Below are 18,448 nucleotides of genomic sequence, written 5' to 3'. Positions count from 1 at the left end.
TTTTCCATTCTGACGGTGCGTTGTCCCGCGGGCGCGGAACGGTGATGTATTGCTCATCCCATTTTAGAGGATGGGTACAGCGAAGGGGGCTACCCGGTCGCAAGTAGCCCCCTGGCGAGACACCGCCGTAGACGGCATCGCGGCCGGCGGTATCGCCGGGACGAGTTAGCGGAGCGTTATCGAGGATGGCGGGGTGCCCTACGCCAAAACCTCCCGCTCGATGCAGGCCCCTAGTCTTCGGAGGAGTCCGAAGCCTCGGAAGCCTGGTTCTCAGGCTCCTCAGCCTTCTGATGGCGCGGCACTCGGGAGGCCAGCTTCTTGACGCTCTCCTGCCGTTCCTGGGCCTTCTCCTCAGCCTGCTCGCGGCGAGCCACCTCGTGCGGGAAGAGGAACTCCTCATCGCGCAGGTTAGGATCGTGTTCCCAACCGCGATCCGCCAGGTAGCGCACCACCGAGTTCACCACGGCCAGCGTCGGCACCGCGAACAGCGCGCCCACGGCACCGAAAATCATGGAGCCGCCGGCCACCGAGAAAATCACGGCCAGCGGGTGCAGTGATACAGCCTTACCCATGATGAGCGGCTGCAGAATATGCGACTCCACCTGCTGCACCAGTAGCACGATGCCCAGCATAATCAGCGCCTGCACCGGCCCCAGGGCCACGAGCGCCAGAAGCACCGCCACCGCACCGGAGAACAGCGCACCAATCACCGGGATAAAGGAACCCAGGAACACCAGCACGCCCAGCGGAATCGCCAGGGGCACACCCAGGATGGCGGCGCCCAGGCCGATACCGATGGCATCAATCGCGGCCACCAGAATCTGCACGCGGACGTAGGCGCCCAGGGACTTCCAGCCCGCGCGGCCCGCACCGTTCACGGCCTCGCGCGCATCCTTGGGGAAGAGACCGACGACGAACAGCCAGATGCGTTCGCCCTCCATCAGGAAGAAAAGCAGCGTGAACAGGGTCAGGAGCACACCGGTTGCGACATCGGCAGCGGTCGAACCGACCCGAGACACGCCGTTCAGCACGGTGTTCGGATTGTCCTTAAAGGTGTTCTCAATCTGGTGCAGGAGCTGGTTCAGCTGGTCAGCACCCAAATCGTACCCGAGGCTCTTCAGCCACCAGTCCACGAGCTGCTGATAGCCCTGCACCGCCTTATTAGCCATCGTGGCGAAACCGCGCACCAGCTGCTGACCGGTCAGCGAAATAATCACAGCGAGAAGCAGCAGCAGACCCAGCTCGGCGATAGCAGCCGCGCCGCCGGCCCGCACGCCCTTCTTCCGCAGGAGCATGACGGTCGGGCTCAGCAGAGCCGCCAGGAGCATGGCCACCATCATCGCGATGACCAGCAGGGAGACGTGCCCCAAGCCCTTCCACACGACCCAGCCCGCGCCGGCAATCACGATGAGGCGCCAGGACCACGCGCCGGCCACGTCCACGGCGAAGGGAACCCGGTAGCCCTCCCCCGCCCGACGTTCTTCGGCACTCGATGTATGCTTCACGCTGTCTCTCTTTCTCAAGCCCGCCAGGTTGCTGGGCGAGCCGGTATTCGTGGGGCGCTAAACCCCGCCAAAGCCGCGAAAGCGGCGGCACCGCTACGGTACCGCCGCTTCGTACGAATTTTTAGTCGTTGCTGAAGATGCTTGCCAGGTACATGAGTACGCGCAGAATCTCAACGTACAGCCACACCAGCGATGCGGTCAGACCGAAAGCCAGGCGCCAGGACTCGCTCTGCGGCAGACCCGCATCCACAGCCTCGGCGGTCGTGGTGTAGTCAATCAGCAGCGAGTAGGTTGCCATTGCGACCGCAATCAGGGCAATCGGCAGACCCAGCGGGATACCACCGATGCTCATGCTGTTCAGCGAGAAACCGAAGAGGCCCGCGGTCAGCATGGACACCAGGCCGTAACCCAGGTAGCTGAGCGCACCAATCATGAAAATCTTATTCAGCTTGGGGGTGGTGCGAATCTTGCCGTTGGCGAAGAGAGCCAGGGTCACACCCGCAACCACGATGGTTGCCAGAACCGCCTGGATGGCGGTGCCCGGGTAGCGCAGGTTGACGATGGCGGACAGACCGCCCAGCATCATGCCCTCCATGAGCGCGTAGGCCATGACCAAAACCGGGGAAACCTTCTGCTTGAAGGAGTTCACGAGGCCCAGCACCAGGCCGCCCAGCAGACCCAGGAGCATCAGCACGGGCACGTACCATGCGACCACGGCGCCCACCACGACCAGGCCCAGGTTAATGGCGGTCTTGACCAGCACGTCGTTCATGGTCAGACGCTCACCGGCCGGAATCGGCTCGGAGTAGGTCGGCTCGGAGTAGGTCGGAGCACTGTAATCGGTGTACTGCGGCTGACCGTAGCCCTGCTGGCCATACTGAGCCTGGCCGTACTGGGGCTGGCTCTGCTGACCGTAAGACTGCTGGCCGTACTGCGGCTGACCGTAAGCCTGCTGCTGGCTCTGCTGAGCCTGGCCACCGGCGCCGAAGCGACCGAAGCGAGGATCGCCCTGCCCCTGCTTCTTCGTCATTGAATTAATAAGCGGGTTTCCCGCCATCTTTCTCTCCTTGAATAGATAAGTACTACTAATGCGTTTAATTATAACCGATGGTTGCCCAGCTCACGCTTCTGTTCGTTCTGAGCACGGCATAGTCTCACATAGCGCGACTCCGCGCAGACACCAGACTTTCGTAAGAGGCCGGCGAGAGATGCTAGGAGGCGTCACGCACATCCAGCGCATCCAGCAAGTCTTCCAGATAGCTCAGAACGGCCTGCTCCTCGTTCGTGCCAATCACCTCATCGGCCAGCTCCTTCACACTCGGCGCGGCATTCCCCGTGGCCACGCCGTGTCCGGCGAAGCTAAGCATCCGGCTATCATTCTCGCCGTCGCCGAAGGCGAGGATTCCTTCGGGGCTGTAGCCGAATCGCTCACAGAGATCCTGCAGACCCGTCGCCTTATTCACGCCCGTGCGAACCAGGTCGATTGCCCCGAAGCCGCTAACCAGCGGGGTCACACCCTCGGGCAGCACCTCGCGCAGGTGCGCGTTAATGCTTTGGGTCTGCGCCGGAGGGGTCAGCAGCGGGAACTTGATGGGTGCCCCGCGAGCCTCCTCAATGGAGTCAACCAGAATCGCACCGGGAAAGAAGAACCCCGCGAAGTCCTCCAGGGTCAGGGTATCGGGAATACTCTGGCCCGTGTCCTCAAAGTAATTACGGATGACGTGCACAATCTGTTCGCGGCGATCCTTCGGTAGGAAGATTCCTTCGGTGGTGCATACGAGTAAGCCAATCTGCTTTAGCCCATCCAGCACTTCGTAGATGGCGGGAACGTCTTCCTCTCGGAAGGGGTGCACCGCCAGCTGGCCGCTATCGTCGGCCAGGTATGCGCCGTTCTCGGCAATGTAGATGAGGCCTCGGTTCTCAAAGCCGCGCATGTAATCCTGTAGCTTGGCGTAGGTGTTGCCGCTGGCCACCACGAATCGAATACCGCGCGCATCCAGGCGATCGAGAATCGCGGAGAAGCGTTCGGTATCGAAGGTCTTTGCGTCGGTGAGGAAGGTGCCATCCATATCGACGGCGATGAGAGAGGGCTGAGTCTGCATGTTATGCCTTTCTGGCTCTGCTATCCCGTTCAGGGCGGGTGCGCCTACGGCTGTGCTCCTTTAAGGGTCTCATGTTTTTGGGGTTCCGGAAGCCGCCGAGAGGAGGTTTTATGTATTGAGCGCCGTCACAAAACGTCATCCAAAACCCCTCTTTTTGGGATGCAAGTCACTTTTTAGCCCTATTTTTCACCACTTTTTGCACCCTTTTCCGCTATAAACTAAATTTACTTGAAGTGTAAAACTTTACTTGTCAAACTTAAAGGCGTGAACAACGACACCATAAAATCCGCCGGCCTACTTATCCTCCGCCTCGTCTTCGGCTTCGTCATGATTATGCACGGTATCCAGAAGGCATTCGAATGGACCCCCGCGGGTACCGTCGCATCCTTCGAGCAGATGGGCATCCCCATGGCAGCCGCAGCGGCATACTTCGCCATGGCAACCGAACTACTCGGCGGCACCATGATTATCCTGGGTGCGGGCACCCGCATCGCGGCAGCAGCATCTGTAGTATCCATGAGCGGCGCCCTCATCTTCGTCCACCTCGCGGCAGGTTTCTCCGCTTCCAAGGGCGGCTACGAATACGTTCTCACCCTTGCCGCAATCGCAGCAGCCTTCTTCTTCACCGGCGCCGGCAAGTTCTCCATCGACGCGCTCTTCGCACGCCGCAAGTAGCGTCCACAGATAGACTTTCGACCTCCGGCTCGGTGCCCCGCACGGGCAACCAATCACCGGTAGTCGAGCCAGGCTTCACCGCCGGGCCGCGCTGATTCCGGCAGCGCGCGGCCCTTATCTACCCGCGGTGAAGAGAGCACCGCCGCGTGCTCGACGATGCCCCCGATAGTATGGGTCGGGGGCATCGCCTTTTAACGTCCAAACAGCAAACTTCAAATACACAAGCGGCGGCTCCTCCCCCACGGGAAGAGCCGCCGCCCGTCTATATATGCCTATCGGCTTTATACCGCCTCTCAACGCAGTGCCCCCACTGGGACTCGAACCCAGAACACAAGGATTTTAAGTCCTCTGTCTCTGCCAATTGGACTATGGGGGCTCGTTTAGTGCACACCAAACATAGAACACCATTATTCCACGAATCCCGGGTAACGCATATCCGCTCCTCGGTATCCAATAGCCCGCACCGGCTCTCGCCCGAGGCGGGGCAGGTTGGATGACGAAATGCCACCCCTGGGAAACACCGTGAATACAGCGAAGGGCGGCGCCGAAGACCGAAGTCCTCGGCGCCGCCCGTTTCACGTCCAAGGCCTAAGCGGCCTCACCGGCTATCGGCCAGCTCGGTTTAGAGCTTTGCCTTGTGCGGTGCGGGAGCGGTACCGGTTGCTTCCTGGAATGCCAGGCGCGGGGAGCGCTGGTGACGAATCGAGGAGGTATCGCGACCGAAGATCTGGTTCAGAGCCCAGGTGGTCATAACGCGAACGGTACGCTCGGTGGTGGGGATTGCGGAACCGTGGTAGCCGCGGTGCATCATCCAAGCCAGCGGGCCACCAATGGTCTTGCCCTTGAAGTTTGCAACGCCCTTCCACAGGCCCAGACCTGCCACAACACCGATGGTCTCGTGGTAGTAGTCGGTCAGGGGCTCGCCGCGGCGAGCAGCCAGCAGGTTCTTAGCCAGAACAACAGCCTGGCGGGAAGCGTGCTGAGCGTTGGGGACGCAGAAGCCGCCCACACCGCCGCCGGAGAGGTCCGGAACAGCAGCGTTATCGCCTGCAGCCCATGCGCCCTCAACCACGCCGTCATCACCGGTGACGCGCAGGTCGGCGCTCACGCGCACGCGGCCGCGCTCGTCAATCGGGAAGTCGGTGTTCTTCAGCATCGGGGACGCTGCCACACCTGCGGTCCAGACCAGGGTGTCGGTGGAGATCTCGCCGGCGGGGGACTTGTCAGCCATGTTGATCAGCTGCAGGTTGCCGTCGGTTGCGTCAGCCAGGGAGGTGTTGAGCAGAACCTCGATACCGCGGGCGCGCAGCTCTGCGACAACCTTCTCGGCGCGGTCTGCGGGGACCTCGGGCATGATGCGCGGTGCGGCCTCAATCAGCACGAAGTGCAGATCGGAGACAGACAGGCGCTCGTTACGCTCGACAGCCACGCGTGCCATGTCCTCGAGCTCGGAGATGGTCTCGATACCGGCGAAGCCACCGCCCACGATCACGAAGGTCAGGGCGCGACGACGAGCCTCAGCGTCGGTCAGCAGGGATGCGACCTCGATGCGGTCCAGAACCCAGTTACGAACCGAGACGGCCTCTTCGATGGTCTTCATGCCGATGGCGACGTCTGCCAGACCCGGAATCGGGAAGGCACGGGTCACGGCACCGGCGCCCAGCACGATCTCGTCGTACTTCAGTTCGAAGGGCTCACCATTATCGGTGGGCTCAACGACGGCGGTGCGGTTTGCGTGGTCGATGGAGACAACACGGCCGGGGATCAGCTCGGTGTCGCGCAGGTGCTGACGCAGCGGCACGGTTGCGTTACGGCCTTCCATGGAACCTGCCGCAACCTCGGGGAGGAAGGGCTGGTAGGTCATGTAGGGGTTCGGCTCGACGATGGTGACGACGCCACCGGTCTCCTTGATAGCCTTCTGAATCTTCTTAGCAACGGTGAAGCCGACGTAGCCACCACCGACAATCAGGACGCGGGGACGGTCCTGTGCCACCTTAGTGAATGCCATGTTAGTTACTTCCTAGTCTCAGGTACCGGGAGTTCTCATCCCGGTAGGGTGGTATGCGCAGCCTCCGGCTCGTTCCGAAAGCTTTCCTAACAAACGAAGCGGCTCGCCCTGGAAGTCCTTACGCAACGCGAAGTGGCTAGCGGCACGAGCCTGTCTGATACATACCCGGTTCACCATATATTTTACGCCTTTTGTTTAGGTGAAATCGCATTTATGCCCTCTCGAAGGCACACCTAAGCCAAAAGTTTCGAGGCTTGAACGAGGTTCACACAAGATAAGGCACTTACGGTTAGGAGAACCCTTTCCATTTTTTCGTTCAACTTTCGAATTTTTCGTTACGATTGGGTGCGTTTGAACCCATCAGGTACCGCCATGAGAGAGAATCACCGCGGCCCGCAAAAACTCAGCCGTTCGCGAACGAGCTAAGGCAAGAAATATAACGGACCGGCATTAGCCGCTCCCCCACCCCGCAAAAAGTGCAATCCCGCGGGGCCGCCCACCGCTACGACGACGAACCGCCGCGCCGGTGAGGCTGGTGATGCGGATGCGGCACGTGCTCCGCCGCGTGATGCGCCTGCTCGCGCACAGCGGTCCCCACCTGACGGGCCGCGTCGCCTGCCCGCACGTGCATCCGGTGCAGACGATGCACCGCACCGGCGGTAATAATCGTGACCCACACCAGGAGCGCACCCACAATGACCGGAGGCAACCAGCCGCGGTCCTCCGGCGGGCGGCTCGCGTCCGGGGCGGCCTGCTTCACGATGTTCTCGCCCTCTTCGTGCACGGGCGCGGCATCGCTGGGCGACGGTGCACTCACCTGGTGCTTGCGGTGCACCGCAATCCACTCCGACATCGAACCCAGCGGATTCGCCGTCACCGTGGGCGAGGGCAGAGCCATAGCGTCCTGCGGGTTGAACACGCCGTACCCGTACAGCGGGTCACGACCCGTAGCGCCCTCGTCATCGGCTGAGGCAATCAAACGCTGGGCCAGCTGAGCCGCAGACTCCTGCGGGTACTTCTGCTTCAACAGCGCCGCCACGCCCGTCACCAGGGGGGCCGCCGCAGAAGAGCCCGACCACAGCATGTACCCGTTGCCCGGGGCCGCCGCAATCATGTCGGTGCTCGGAGCAACCACGGCAATCGAAATACCCTGCGTCGACGAGCCTTCAGAAACCTGCTTCTTTCGGTCCACGCCGCCGACCGTCAGCACGCCCGGAATCGTCGCGGGAGCACCCACCTGAGTCAGGCCGCTACCGCGGTTACCCGCCGCCGCCACAATCAGCACGCCCTTCTGCTCGGCGTAGGCGAAAGCGTCATCCCAGCTCTGCGGCCAGCTCGTCTTATTCGAGCCAATCGACATGTTGATAATCTGTGCGCCGTGGTCGACCGCGTAGCGCACCGCGGCAGGAATCTGCTCGTCGATGCTCTTACCGCCGGTCGTACCCATGTTCAGCGAAATCGGCAGGATCTTCGCATCCGGGGCCACGCCAATCATGCCGGTCGGCTTACCCGGCTGACCCGCAATCGCGGAGTACCCCTGAGTATCATGGCCGTGGCCGGCAATCAGCGAGGCGACCTCCGTGCCGTGCATCGGCTCCGCGCCCAGGCCCTGCCAGCCGTCCTCGCTGCCCACACCCGAGACGTCGGTACCGCGCAGCACGTTGCCCGCCAAATCCGGGTGGCTCCCATCCACGCCCGTGTCAATCACGGCAACCGTCACGCCCTTACCCGTGGCCTGCGACCACAGCGAGGTAATGCCGTACTCGTTCAGCCAGTACTCGCGGTGGCGCACATCGTCGCCGTTGGCGGTATCCGCACCCTGGCTCGGGGCGGCCGTGCTCTTCGGCACCGCCGTGCCCGACGGCGAGGGGGTCGCAGTCACCTCCCTCTTCGGGCTCGGAGAGGCCGTGGCCGAGGAGCTGGGATCGGTCGCGTTGGCCGCGGTCAGCCACGAGGCCGGCCCCAGCGGCAACAGGGCCAGCAGGGCGGCGGAGGCCAGCGACCCGGCCGCACGCGAGCGCACCGGGTTCGAGCCCGCCGAACGCAGAACACCCAGGGGGCGGCGGATGCACCGCGCGGCACGCGCAAACCGATCCATTCGTTTCTCCTCAACTGAACGACGCAAACTCACCTGGTGAAGCAAGCTCAACTAGACAATACAGGCCGGCCGACCCGCACCGCGCGGGTCGGCCGTTAGGATTTCCGGCCCGGAATCGGGGCGGATTTTGCCGAAGTAACGGGCTACAGCTGAGACAGCGCGATGCCGTCCAGGATGTCGTGCTCGCTCACCGTCACCGAATCCACCGCGCCGTCGGTCAGCTCGTTCAGGCGAGTCAGGATCCGGGCGTAAATCGTTGCGCCGGCACCGATTACATCCACCCGGCCCGGGTGCATGTAGCCCAGGGCCTCGCGCTCGGCACGGTCCAGGGAAGCCAGCCAGCGGGAAGTCTTCTGAACGGTCTCGATGGAGAAGGTCTGCGCGTTAATGGCCTCGGAGTCGTAGCGGTCCAGGCCCAGGGCGGCCGCCGCAATCGTCGTCGCGGTACCGGCCACGGCCACCACGCGGCGGGCGTTCTGCAGGGGGACGGTCTTGCGGGCCACGTCAAGAGCTTCGTCGGTGTCTGCCTCAACGCGGGCAATCTGCGATTCGGTCGCCGGCGCGTTCACCATGTGACGCTCGGTCAGGCGCACGCAACCGATGTTGACGCTGCGGGAAGCCTTCACGCCCGACTCATCCCCCAGCACGAATTCGGTGGAGCCACCGCCCAGGTCGAACACCAGGGTGTCGCCGTCGCCCGCACCCACGGCGCGCACGGCACCCGCGAAGGAGAGCGCGGCTTCCTCGTCGCCGCTAATCACCTCGGGCTCAATGCCCAGGATGTCGCGGATGCCGTTCACGAAGACGTTGCGGTTACCCGCATCGCGGGTTGCGCTGGTCGCCACGAAACGCACCGAGTCCACGTCGTGGTCACGCAACAGTACGGCGTACTCGCGAGCCGCCGCGAAGGTGCGGTCCAGGGCCTCCTGCGCCAGCCAGCCGGTCGCATCCACGCCCTGGCCCAGACGCACGATGCGCATCTCGCGCACAACGTCCTTCAGGACGGTCTTCTCGACCCCGTCCACCACCTCAGTGGTGGAATCGGCAATCAGCAGACGGATAGAGTTCGTACCGCAGTCAATCGCTCCAACGCGCACGGTGGGTTCCTTTCAGGACTATCGTCATCATCGTTCGCTGCCCAAGGCAACGCGAGCGCCGCAGGCGAAGCTGTTTTCGCTTCTCGGCGCTCTTTCTATCTATTATGCGCCCGCGCCGTCACGGGCGACGGTGCGGGCGCATCGAAATCAGTATTTAGGCTTCCTCGCGCCAGGCGGGGTCGCAGGAGCATGCCTCGGGGGTCCACCATTCTGCGATAGCGTCCAGGCCGCGGTCACCCATCGGGTTCACGCCGCGTCCCACCGAGAGGGTGTGGCCGATGACGGCGTGCAGGCACTTCACGCGGGTCGGCATGCCGCCGGCAGAGATGCCGTCAATCTCGGGAACCTCGTCGGTACCGCTGATCAGGCGGATGCGCTCACGCTCGGCCAGGTAATTCTCGTGGGCTGCGGCGTAGGCAGCGGCCAGTTCTGCATCCTCAGCCAGCGAGTCGGTCATCTCGTACATGAGGCCGCCAGCCTCCAGGCGGGATGCGGCGGCGGTGATGACCGGGTGCGCCAGGTAGAACACGGTCGGGAAGGGGGTGCCGTTGCTCAGGCGGGGTGCGGTGGCGGCGACCAGCGGGTTGCCGCACACGCAGCGGGCGGGAATCTCGACCACGTCGCGCACCTTGCGGCCCAGCTGTGCGGAGAGAACACGGATGTCCTGCTCGGTGGGCTTCAGGGTTTCAACGGTCACGCCGAAACCGCCGGGGGTACGGTTCTTCAGGTCCTCAATGGTGTTTTCGGTGCTCATAGTCCTTATTCCTGTCCTGTCCGCTCGTGCGGTCCGGGAACGTAGGGTCGTGGGTTCGTGGCGGGTCGCCGGTCTGCGCGGCGAGCCTCTCGGTCAGCCGCTCGGCGCGGTTTTAGTTCTTCTCGAGAGAATTCCAAACCTTGGTAGTCCAGGCTTCCTCGGGGGCGTTCTTCGCGTTCGCAGAAGTACCGTCCGCCTTCGTGGAGTCCTCGGTAATGCCGGTGACCACGTAGGGAGTATCCCCGGGGTTGACGTAGTAGAGGCGGCTGCGGGCCTGCTGGCGAACGTAGTTATCGTCGTTCCACCAGGTCTGTTCGGCCTTCAGCTGGGCATTCTCCTGCTGCAGCTGCGAGATGTGGGTGTGGATTCGGTTCATTTCCCGGTCCTGATCCATGTAGGTCAGCACCGGGTATGCGGTGCCAAGGGCAATCACGCCCACCATAACGGTCATCAGGAAGCTTCGCCCGGAAAACATGTGGGCGGCCACGGGTGTGGCGTAGCCTTCATCTTCACCGTTCTGCCGACGGGCACGGCGCCGCGCGCGTTCCTGCCGGCGGGCCTGCTCCGCGCGTTCGCGTTCGGGGTGACGGCGGTTGAGGCCCACGCCGAAGAAGAGCGCGCTGGCCTTCTTCAACAGGGAGGTGCCGGCCTGGCGGGCCGCCGAGGGCTTCTGGGAATCGGTGGAGGTTTGAGCGGTGCCGCGGTCCTCAGCCGAGGTGCGACCCGTTGCGTTACGCCGGGTCTGCTCGTCTGCTCGCTGGCTCATTAGTTCTCTCCCCCATCGTTGTTCCTACAGCGGTGCGCTTCTACCTATTCTACCCGGGTTTGTGTACCCGCCTGAGCGTTCCTTCCGGGACTGTTTCCTGGCCTATTTCGAGGGGCTCCAGGGCTTTCTGCGCTACCCGGGTAACGGGTGCTCTCCCGGGTACAGCCGGAGGCGGCGCCACCCCGATTGGGGTAGCGCCGCCTCCTTGAGGTCTAACCGCTTACGCGGTCATATGCTTCAGCAACTTATGCCTTGAAGCGGGGGAATGCGGACTTGCCAGCGTAGACAGCTGCGTCGCCCAGCTCTTCCTCGATGCGCAGCAGCTGGTTGTACTTAGCAACGCGCTCGGAACGTGCGGGAGCACCGGTCTTGATCTGGCCTGCGTTGGTTGCAACAGCCAGGTCGGCGATGGTGACGTCCTCGGTCTCACCGGAACGGTGAGAAACCATGCAACGGTACTCGTGGCGCTGAGCCAGCTCCATTGCGTCCAGGGTCTCGGTCAGCGAACCGATCTGGTTCACCTTCACCAGCAGAGCGTTAGCAGCGCCCTCCTTGATGCCGCGAGCCAGGCGCTCGGGGTTGGTCACGAACAGGTCGTCACCGACGATCTGGACCTTGTCACCGATCTGCTCGGTCAGGGTCTTGTAGCCCTCCCAGTCGTTCTCGTCCAGCGGGTCCTCGATGGAAACCAGCGGGTACTTAGCAACCAGGTCAGCGTAGTATGCGCTCATCTCGGCTGCGGACTTCTTCTGACCCTCGAAGTCGTATGCGCCGTCGTTGTAGAACTCGGAGGAAGCAACGTCCAGAGCCAGTGCAACCTGCTCACCCGGCTTGTAGCCGGCCTTCTCGATTGCCTCAACGATCAGGTCCAGTGCAGCTGCGTTGGACTCCAGGTTGGGTGCGAAGCCGCCCTCGTCGCCCAGGCCGGTTGCCAGACCGCGGTCGTGCAGCACGGACTTCAGGGAGTGGTAAACCTCAACACCTGCACGCAGAGCCTCGGAGTAGGTCTCGAAGCCGATGGGAGCAATCATGAACTCCTGGATGTCAACGTTGGAGTCTGCGTGAGAACCACCGTTGAGGATGTTCATCATGGGGACGGGCAGAACGTGGGCGTTCGGGCCGCCGAGGTACTTGTACAGGGGCAGGTCTGCAGACTCAGCAGCAGCCTTGGCCACGGCCAGGGAGACGCCCAGGATAGCGTTGGCGCCCAGCTTGCCCTTGTTGTTGGTGCCGTCCAGAGCAATCATGGCTGCGTCAACAGCGCGCTGGTCGGAAGCCTCGATGCCGATGACCTCTTCAGCGATTTCTTCGATAACAGACTTCACTGCGCCCAGAACACCCTTGCCCAGGTATACGGACTTGTCGCCGTCGCGGCGCTCAACAGCCTCCCACTCACCGGTGGATGCGCCCGAGGGCACAGCTGCGCGGGCGAATGCACCGTCTTCGAGCAGAACCTCGACCTCAACGGTCGGGTTGCCGCGGGAATCCAGGATCTGGCGTGCGTGAACTGCGGTAATAACAGCCATGGATTGTTCTCCTTATGAGACGTCAAGGATGTGAACGACGCACCCGATCGTGGCGCGTCGCGTCCCCTAAATTCTAGCAAAATTCCCACACAAACACACTAGTAGCCACCGCTTTTTTAGACCCCTTAGTGAAGGTGTATGGAACCCTTAGTAGCCCTACAGGACGCGGCAATCGACGCGCAGAGAGCCCCCGCTCCCCCGCCGACCGCGCGTGTGGGATGTATCCCAAAGCACAACACGACCCCAACCGGCGGGGCGTCACCCACGGTTAATAGCGCGGCTCGTCATTCGTATGCTGCGCAACATAGCGGCGGATGTACGAACGCAGGGCGCGTTCGGCGTCCAGGCCGTTGCGCTGAGCACGGCAGACCAGCGCGAACAAAAGCTCGCCGAAATCCTCCTCGGTGTGCATATAACGCAGGTCGTCGTCCATGCTCGTGGGCTCCGGGGGCAGAATGATGCCGGCCTTACGTGCCTTCACAGCAGTCTTCTCAGCCATGGCGAGCGCCGGCAGATGCGGCGGAATACCGTCCAGCGCGCCACGGTCGCTCTTCTCCTTCTTCTTCAGCTCGTCCCACGCCGCCTGCTGTTCGGCGGCGGTGCGGGGTGCCTCCGAAGAGCCCTCAGACTCAGCCGCGAACACATCGGGGTGGCGCGAACGAAGCTTCTGCACCAGGCCCTCAACCACCTGCACAATGTCGAAGCCCTGCGGGTTTGCCGCAGCAATATCAGAGTGGAACACCACCTGCAGCAGCACATCGCCGAGCTCCTCACGCAGCAGCGGCATATTCGGCTCGGCGCCGGTTTCTACCGCCTCGACAACCTCGTAGGCTTCCTCCACCAGGTAGCGGATCAGGGAGGCGTGGGTCTGCTCGGCGTCCCAGGGGCAGCCTCCGGGAGCGCGCAGGCGGGCCATCGTCTCAACGAGCGTCTCGAAGGCCCCTCCGGCTCGACGGGCGGTGTCTTCGCTGCTCCGGGTGGCGGGCAAATCGGGAGTGATGGGGGTATCAGTCATAGCGGTCTTCCTCATCGAAAGTGTGAATACAGCGCGCCGCGCCGACCCCCACACGGGGAGCCGGCGCGGCTCAAATGGTTTTAGAGGTTCCAGTGCGACAGGGCGCTCGTCATGTGCGCCGGGATCTTCGAGCCCAGACGCGGGAACATGCGCAGCTCCTCCACGTAGCGTTCAGCATCCAGCGGGCGCGGGTAGCTGACGAAGGCCTGCTCGTTCGCATAGTCAAACGCAGCCTGTACCGGCACGCCGGGGGTGAAGGTGAGGCTCATGGCCAGTGGCGAGCCCTCACCCTCGCTGTACGAGTCGGTCTTCAGGGCGGGAATATCGAGCAGGGTTTCGGGAATCAGCTCGAAGGTGCGTGCCTGCTCCCAGAAGCCGTTGCGGCGCACGTGGGTCAGGGCGTCGTAGTACGAACCGAGCGCACGCACGCGAATCAGCACGGTCGTGGCGTCCTTCGCGGTGCCATTCTCGCCGAAGAGGTGCTCGACGACCGGGGCCAGACGCTGGGCGACCTGGGCCTCGGTCAGCACGAGGTTGCCCTCGGCCAGCTGAGTTTCGGAAGGAACCAGCGGGCTCACCGGCTGGGATGCGGGGGTATCCGGCTCGTCGGCGACGGTGGGCAGCTCGTTGAACTCGCTCAGGACCGGGGTCGAGGGTACCGAGGGCACCGCCGAGGATGCTGCCGAAGAAGCAACGGGAGCAGCGGATGCTGCGGCGGCGAGCGCACCGGTGACGGCCGGCGCCGGTGCCTCCGCCTTTGCAGGTTCCTCGGAACGGACCTGGGCGGGTTCGGGTTCCTCTGCCTTCGCGGTCTTCGAGGGTTCCTCTGCTTCGTCGGCGGGCACCAACTCGCGGTCGTTCAGGAAGGTGGGCAGTTCGGGCTCAGCCTCGGTGGATGCTACCTCCTCAGCGGTCTTTTCACCCTTTTCGGCGGGAGCCTCGTGAGCGGAGGATTCCGCGGCGGAAGACTCAGCGTTGGAAGCCTCAGCGGCAGGAGCCTCGACCGGTGCCGCGGGCTCCTCGACGGAGACGAACGCGGCAGCCTCGGTGGAGGTTTCCTCGGGTTCCTGCGGATCGTCCAGCTTCTCCTGGGCGTTGGCGACGATAGCGGCCAGGGCGGCTTCCATCTCTTCGCCGTGGTCGACGGCCTCGGCCTCAGCATCCTCAGCCTCAGCGGCATCGGGCTGGGCGTGCACGGGCTCGGTGTCCTCGTCAGCCTCAGAAACCTCGGGCTGCTCCGGCTGTGCGGAAGTAGCCTCGGCGTCCTGCGAGTTGGCGGTACCGAAAATCGGGTCATTATCGTAGTCGTGCTCGTACTCGGGCTCGGCGACCGAGGCTTCGCCCGATTCGGAGGCCGAGGCGGCGAGCGCGGCGGCACCGGTCACGGCAGCGCCGGCAACGGCGAGGCCCGCAGGAGCGCTCTGGCGCTCGACCTGCTCGGGAGCCTGTTCCTCGCGGACTTCCTCGGAGGGCTGAGCCTCAGCTGCGGGGGTCTCGGGCTCAACCTTCGGGGAATCGCCGGACTCGGATGCCTCAGCCTTGGGTGCTTCAACCTCGGGTGCTTCAACCTCGGGTGCTTCAGCCTGGTGAGCTTCGGCTGCCTCAGCGGTAGCCACAACCGAGGTCTCCTCGCGGGCGGGGGTTTCGAGCAGGAAGCTCTCGTGGGTGGTCTGCCCATCTACGGCCCCCAGGTAGGAGGCGTGCACCTCCAGGCCCTCACCCAGGCGCGGGTTCAGGGTCACAGCCGCACGGTTCCAGGTCGCGCCGGCTTCCTGGGCCTCGGTGTACAGGGCTGCGACGGGCGCAAACCAGTCAACGCCGGGCAGCACGATGCCGTTCTCGACCTCGCGACCGCGGTGCAGCAGGCGGTAGTGCATGTCCTCATCCACCTGGCGCAGCTCCAGGCTCAGGGTTCCCGAACCGCGGGTGCGCATGAGCTCAGTCAGCGAGTGGAGGGCGCGCTGCTCGCCGAGGACGGGGAGGTCCGCGGCACCCTCTGCGGGGGCGGTGAGCACAATGGATTCGGCCACAAGCTCGGCGTCATCGGCGCTCAGCTTCTGCTCGGCGGAGGCGGCTTCGTCGGATCCCGGCTCGGATGCGGGGTCCTCGGTGTCCTTCTTTGCCTCGTCCTTAGCGGCCTCGAGCTTCTCCTCGGACTCGTTAGAAGGCTCGGCAGGCTCGGAGGCAGGCTCGGAAAGCTCCTCCACCGTGGCCGTTTCGCTCACAAGTACCTCCGCCGCAGGTTCGGTCTTTTCGCCTGAGCGGGTAGGCTCGGCGCTGAGGGATTCGGGCTCGGTAGAACGCTCGGAAGCGGAGTGCTCGGCGGCGGGCTGCTTAGCGGCAACGGCCTCGGATTCCTCGGCCTGCTCAACCTCCTCGAAGCTACCCTCTTCGCTCTCCGGATTCAGGCCCAGGCGAGCCGCGTAGACGGCGGCCAGGTCGTCCAGGCCGGCGCTCTTTGCTTCGACGATGGCGGCGCGGGTACGCGCCTCGCGAATCTGCTCAGCCGAGAGGTATTCCTCGGCGGCAGCGTTACGGTCGGTGTCGTCGACGTCGGAGGTAGCCGGGCTTTCCTCCGCGGAACTCTCCGCACGGACGGCGCGCAGGTGCTCTTCAAACTGGGAGCGAGCATCCTCGGCGGTGTCGGTTGAGGGTTCGGCCTTCTCGGAGGAGTCGCCCTCGGTCTTCTCGGAGGTTTCGTCCTCATCGTCGCGCAGGAAGGCGGGGGTCTCCGGAGCAGCCGGGGCGTCCTCGACGGCCTCGGAGTCGTTGCTCTCCTCGCGGGCTTCGGGAGCCGCGGCGGCCTCGGAGTCCTCGTGCGGGTAGGAGTTCAGAGCCTCCAGGATGCTACGACGCTCTTCCTCGTCGGTGGTCTTGCCGGTATTCGAGAGGGAACCCTCGGTGAACGAGGGGGTCTCCTCGTCATCGTGCAGGAGGGCGCGTTTCAGATCTTCCACGGCGCGATACTCTTCGGAACGTTCCTCGTCGCGGTTCTGGCGGGTGCCCTCCGACTTCACGAAACGGCGCAGGGAATCCTCCCACTGCTGCTGCTCCATAATTTTGTCGCTCAGCCCCGAGCCGCGGGACGGCTTGCTTTCCTCGTGCCCGGCCTGTGCCGCGGTGCTCTCCGCCTCGCGCGCCTGTTCATCCCACTTCTTCTTACCGATCCCAAAGAAGCTCATTTGGGCGTCCTCCTTCGGCGTGCGCCGTGAATACGCGCGGTGCCCGCCGAACCTCCCTCGCGACCACGCGCGGGTTCACGGGCACAACGCTGATGTCCTCATAATCTCTTTAATTCTATCGTGTGCATAGAGTTTCGCCTCGCTATCCGACCGATAGCGAGGCGAAACTCTATGAAACGACATAACCTGCAACCCGCACGCCGGCAGAACGCGGGATGCGCGGCTCGGTACCCCGGGGCCTAGCGGGCCTCGTCTCGTACCGGGTTGGCGGCCTTCGCGGCCTTGGCCAGCTCGAAGCGCACCGCGCGCAGGGCGGTCGCGGCCATGACGCGCACGCCAATGCCGATGGCCTGCTCGCTCGGGGCGTAGTCGCCCTGGTGCAGGTCGTAGGTGGGGTCGCCGGGGGCGCGGGTGCCCAGTCGGAACATGGAGCCGGGCACCTCCTGCAGCATCCACGCGAAGTCCTCGCCACCCATGGACTGCTCGACGAGCACGATGGAATCCTCGCCCAGTTCGGCGCGGGCGGCGTTCTCGAGCATGGTGGTTTCCAGGTCGGTGTTCACGACCGGGGGCACGCCGCGGATGTGCTCCACACGGGCGTCCACGCCGAAGGGAACGGCGACCTGTTCGATGACCTCGTCCAGCAGGTTGCCCGCCTGGCGCCACACCTCAACGTCCAGGCAGCGCATAGTGCCGGCCAGGTAGCCCTCGGCGGGAATCGCGTTGGGGGCGACGCCGGCGCTGACCTGGCCCCAAGCAACCAGCACGCCCGAACGAACGTCGGTGCGGCGGGTCAGCACGGCGGGAACCTGCACCGCAATCTGGCTCATCGCGTAGATGAGGTCCTCGGTCAGGTGGGGTCGGGAGGTATGGCCGCCGTGGCCGCTCAGGTGAATCTTCACGGTGTCGGAGGCGCTGGTAATCGCACCGATGCGCGTACCGATTTGACCGAGGTCCACCTTCGGGTCACAGTGCAGGGCGAAAGCACGCGGAACGTCCTTGAGCAGGCCCTGGGAAATCATCTGTACGGCACCACCGGGTAGCTGCTCCTCGGCCGGCTGGAAAAGAATACGGATGCTACGGCCCAACGGGGTCTTCTCGTTGAGCTCGTGTAGCGCCAGCGCCACGCCCAACATGACGGTCTGATGAATATCGTGGCCGCAGGCGTGCATCACGCCGGGAACCGTGGAGGAGTAGGGCAGCTCGGTCTGCTCGACGATGGGCAGTGCGTCGATATCGGCGCGCAGAGCCGCGGCGAAGGGGCCGTCTCCGATGTCGACATAGCAACCCGTGCCTTCGCAGGCGATGGGGTTCATGCCGGCTTCTCGCAGTCGGTTCATGAGGCGCTCGGTCGTGACGACCTCGCGGAAGGAAAGCTCGGGGTTGGCGTGCACTTCGCGGCGGAATTGCACGAGGGTGCCCATCATGCGCTCCACCCAATCGTCGAAGACGGGGGTGGACAAATCGTAGCGAGAATTAGCAAAAACCATACACAGTAGAATAACCCTCCCGGTGACGGTTTACCTATCCGTCCCGGCCGTTACCGGCCCTTTAAGAATGTCTGTGACTTTGTGACGGATTTTTGAAGACCGCTCGGAGGTTCGTCGGAGGTGCAGGCGGCGAGGGCTGCGGGGTTCCGGGGCGTGCCTCTCCCGCACTCCGGCTTCCCCCGGTTTCTCTCCCCTACCCCGGACACGCGACAAGCCGCCGCCCGGTGAGG

13 protein-coding genes and 1 tRNA gene are annotated in these 18,448 nt (G+C 64.0%); 1 reads left to right on the top strand and 13 read right to left on the bottom strand.

From position 1 onward, the window contains the following. Window positions 1-230: 230 nt before the first annotated feature. The 3 genes from HMPREF2874_RS02660 to HMPREF2874_RS02650 form a co-directional block, all read right to left on the bottom strand. Window positions 231-1,505: an AI-2E family transporter gene (locus HMPREF2874_RS02660; RefSeq protein ID WP_083309825.1), complete on the bottom strand. Its 1,275-nt coding sequence runs from the start codon at window positions 1,503-1,505 to the stop codon at window positions 231-233. A gap of 121 nt (window positions 1,506-1,626) precedes the next feature. Next, complete coding sequence (locus HMPREF2874_RS02655) at window positions 1,627-2,562, bottom strand: Bax inhibitor-1/YccA family protein (protein WP_049333031.1); 936 nt, start codon at window positions 2,560-2,562, stop codon at window positions 1,627-1,629. 154 nt (window positions 2,563-2,716) lie between these two features. Beyond that, window positions 2,717-3,607 (bottom strand): Cof-type HAD-IIB family hydrolase, encoded by an 891-nt coding sequence (locus tag HMPREF2874_RS02650; protein ID WP_070648851.1) that lies wholly within the window; start codon window positions 3,605-3,607, stop codon window positions 2,717-2,719. A gap of 264 nt (window positions 3,608-3,871) precedes the next feature. On the opposite strand from HMPREF2874_RS02650, the gene HMPREF2874_RS02645 reads away from it, so the two are divergent. Next, on the top strand, window positions 3,872-4,282 hold the full coding sequence (locus HMPREF2874_RS02645) for a DoxX family protein (protein ID WP_070648850.1): 411 nt from the start codon (window positions 3,872-3,874) through the stop codon (window positions 4,280-4,282). A gap of 302 nt (window positions 4,283-4,584) precedes the next feature. Here HMPREF2874_RS02645 and HMPREF2874_RS02640 read toward each other — a convergent pair. From HMPREF2874_RS02640 to HMPREF2874_RS02595, 10 genes are all read right to left on the bottom strand, one after another. After that, a tRNA-Leu gene (locus tag HMPREF2874_RS02640) sits at window positions 4,585-4,658 on the bottom strand. Window positions 4,659-4,904: 246 nt separating this feature from the next. Continuing rightward, window positions 4,905-6,290: an NAD(P)/FAD-dependent oxidoreductase gene (locus HMPREF2874_RS02635; protein WP_070648849.1), complete on the bottom strand. Its 1,386-nt coding sequence runs from the start codon at window positions 6,288-6,290 to the stop codon at window positions 4,905-4,907. A gap of 502 nt (window positions 6,291-6,792) precedes the next feature. Next, window positions 6,793-8,388, bottom strand: a complete 1,596-nt coding sequence (locus HMPREF2874_RS02630) for a S8 family peptidase (protein ID WP_083309824.1) — start codon at window positions 8,386-8,388, stop codon at window positions 6,793-6,795. Between the two features lie 143 nt (window positions 8,389-8,531). Next, window positions 8,532-9,485 carry a Ppx/GppA phosphatase family protein gene (locus HMPREF2874_RS02625; RefSeq protein ID WP_070648848.1) on the bottom strand — a complete coding sequence of 318 codons (954 nt, stop codon included), beginning with the start codon at window positions 9,483-9,485 and terminating at the stop codon, window positions 8,532-8,534. Window positions 9,486-9,639: 154 nt separating this feature from the next. Next, window positions 9,640-10,239 carry a DUF501 domain-containing protein gene (locus HMPREF2874_RS02620; protein ID WP_070648847.1) on the bottom strand — a complete coding sequence of 200 codons (600 nt, stop codon included), beginning with the start codon at window positions 10,237-10,239 and terminating at the stop codon, window positions 9,640-9,642. A 112-nt stretch (window positions 10,240-10,351) separates the two neighbouring features. Beyond that, window positions 10,352-11,005, bottom strand: coding sequence for a septum formation initiator family protein (locus tag HMPREF2874_RS02615; RefSeq protein ID WP_070648846.1), 654 nt, complete (start codon window positions 11,003-11,005; stop codon window positions 10,352-10,354). A gap of 245 nt (window positions 11,006-11,250) precedes the next feature. Then, window positions 11,251-12,531, bottom strand: a complete 1,281-nt coding sequence (eno, locus tag HMPREF2874_RS02610; RefSeq protein ID WP_049342927.1) for a phosphopyruvate hydratase — start codon at window positions 12,529-12,531, stop codon at window positions 11,251-11,253. A gap of 268 nt (window positions 12,532-12,799) precedes the next feature. Further along, on the bottom strand, window positions 12,800-13,546 hold the full coding sequence (locus tag HMPREF2874_RS02605; RefSeq protein ID WP_049346551.1) for a nucleoside triphosphate pyrophosphohydrolase: 747 nt from the start codon (window positions 13,544-13,546) through the stop codon (window positions 12,800-12,802). Between the two features lie 80 nt (window positions 13,547-13,626). Next, window positions 13,627-16,728, bottom strand: coding sequence for a hypothetical protein (locus tag HMPREF2874_RS02600; RefSeq protein WP_070648845.1), 3,102 nt, complete (start codon window positions 16,726-16,728; stop codon window positions 13,627-13,629). 239 nt (window positions 16,729-16,967) lie between these two features. After that, window positions 16,968-18,218, bottom strand: coding sequence for an amidohydrolase (locus HMPREF2874_RS02595; protein WP_049333049.1), 1,251 nt, complete (start codon window positions 18,216-18,218; stop codon window positions 16,968-16,970). Between the last annotated feature and the right edge of the window lie 230 nt (window positions 18,219-18,448).

The organism is Rothia sp. HMSC068F09, from assembly GCF_001812775.1.
Taxonomy (GTDB): domain Bacteria; phylum Actinomycetota; class Actinomycetes; order Actinomycetales; family Micrococcaceae; genus Rothia; species Rothia mucilaginosa_A.
The sequence above is the reverse complement of the archived record's forward strand: the minus strand, read 5'-3'. Positions and strand labels throughout refer to the sequence as shown.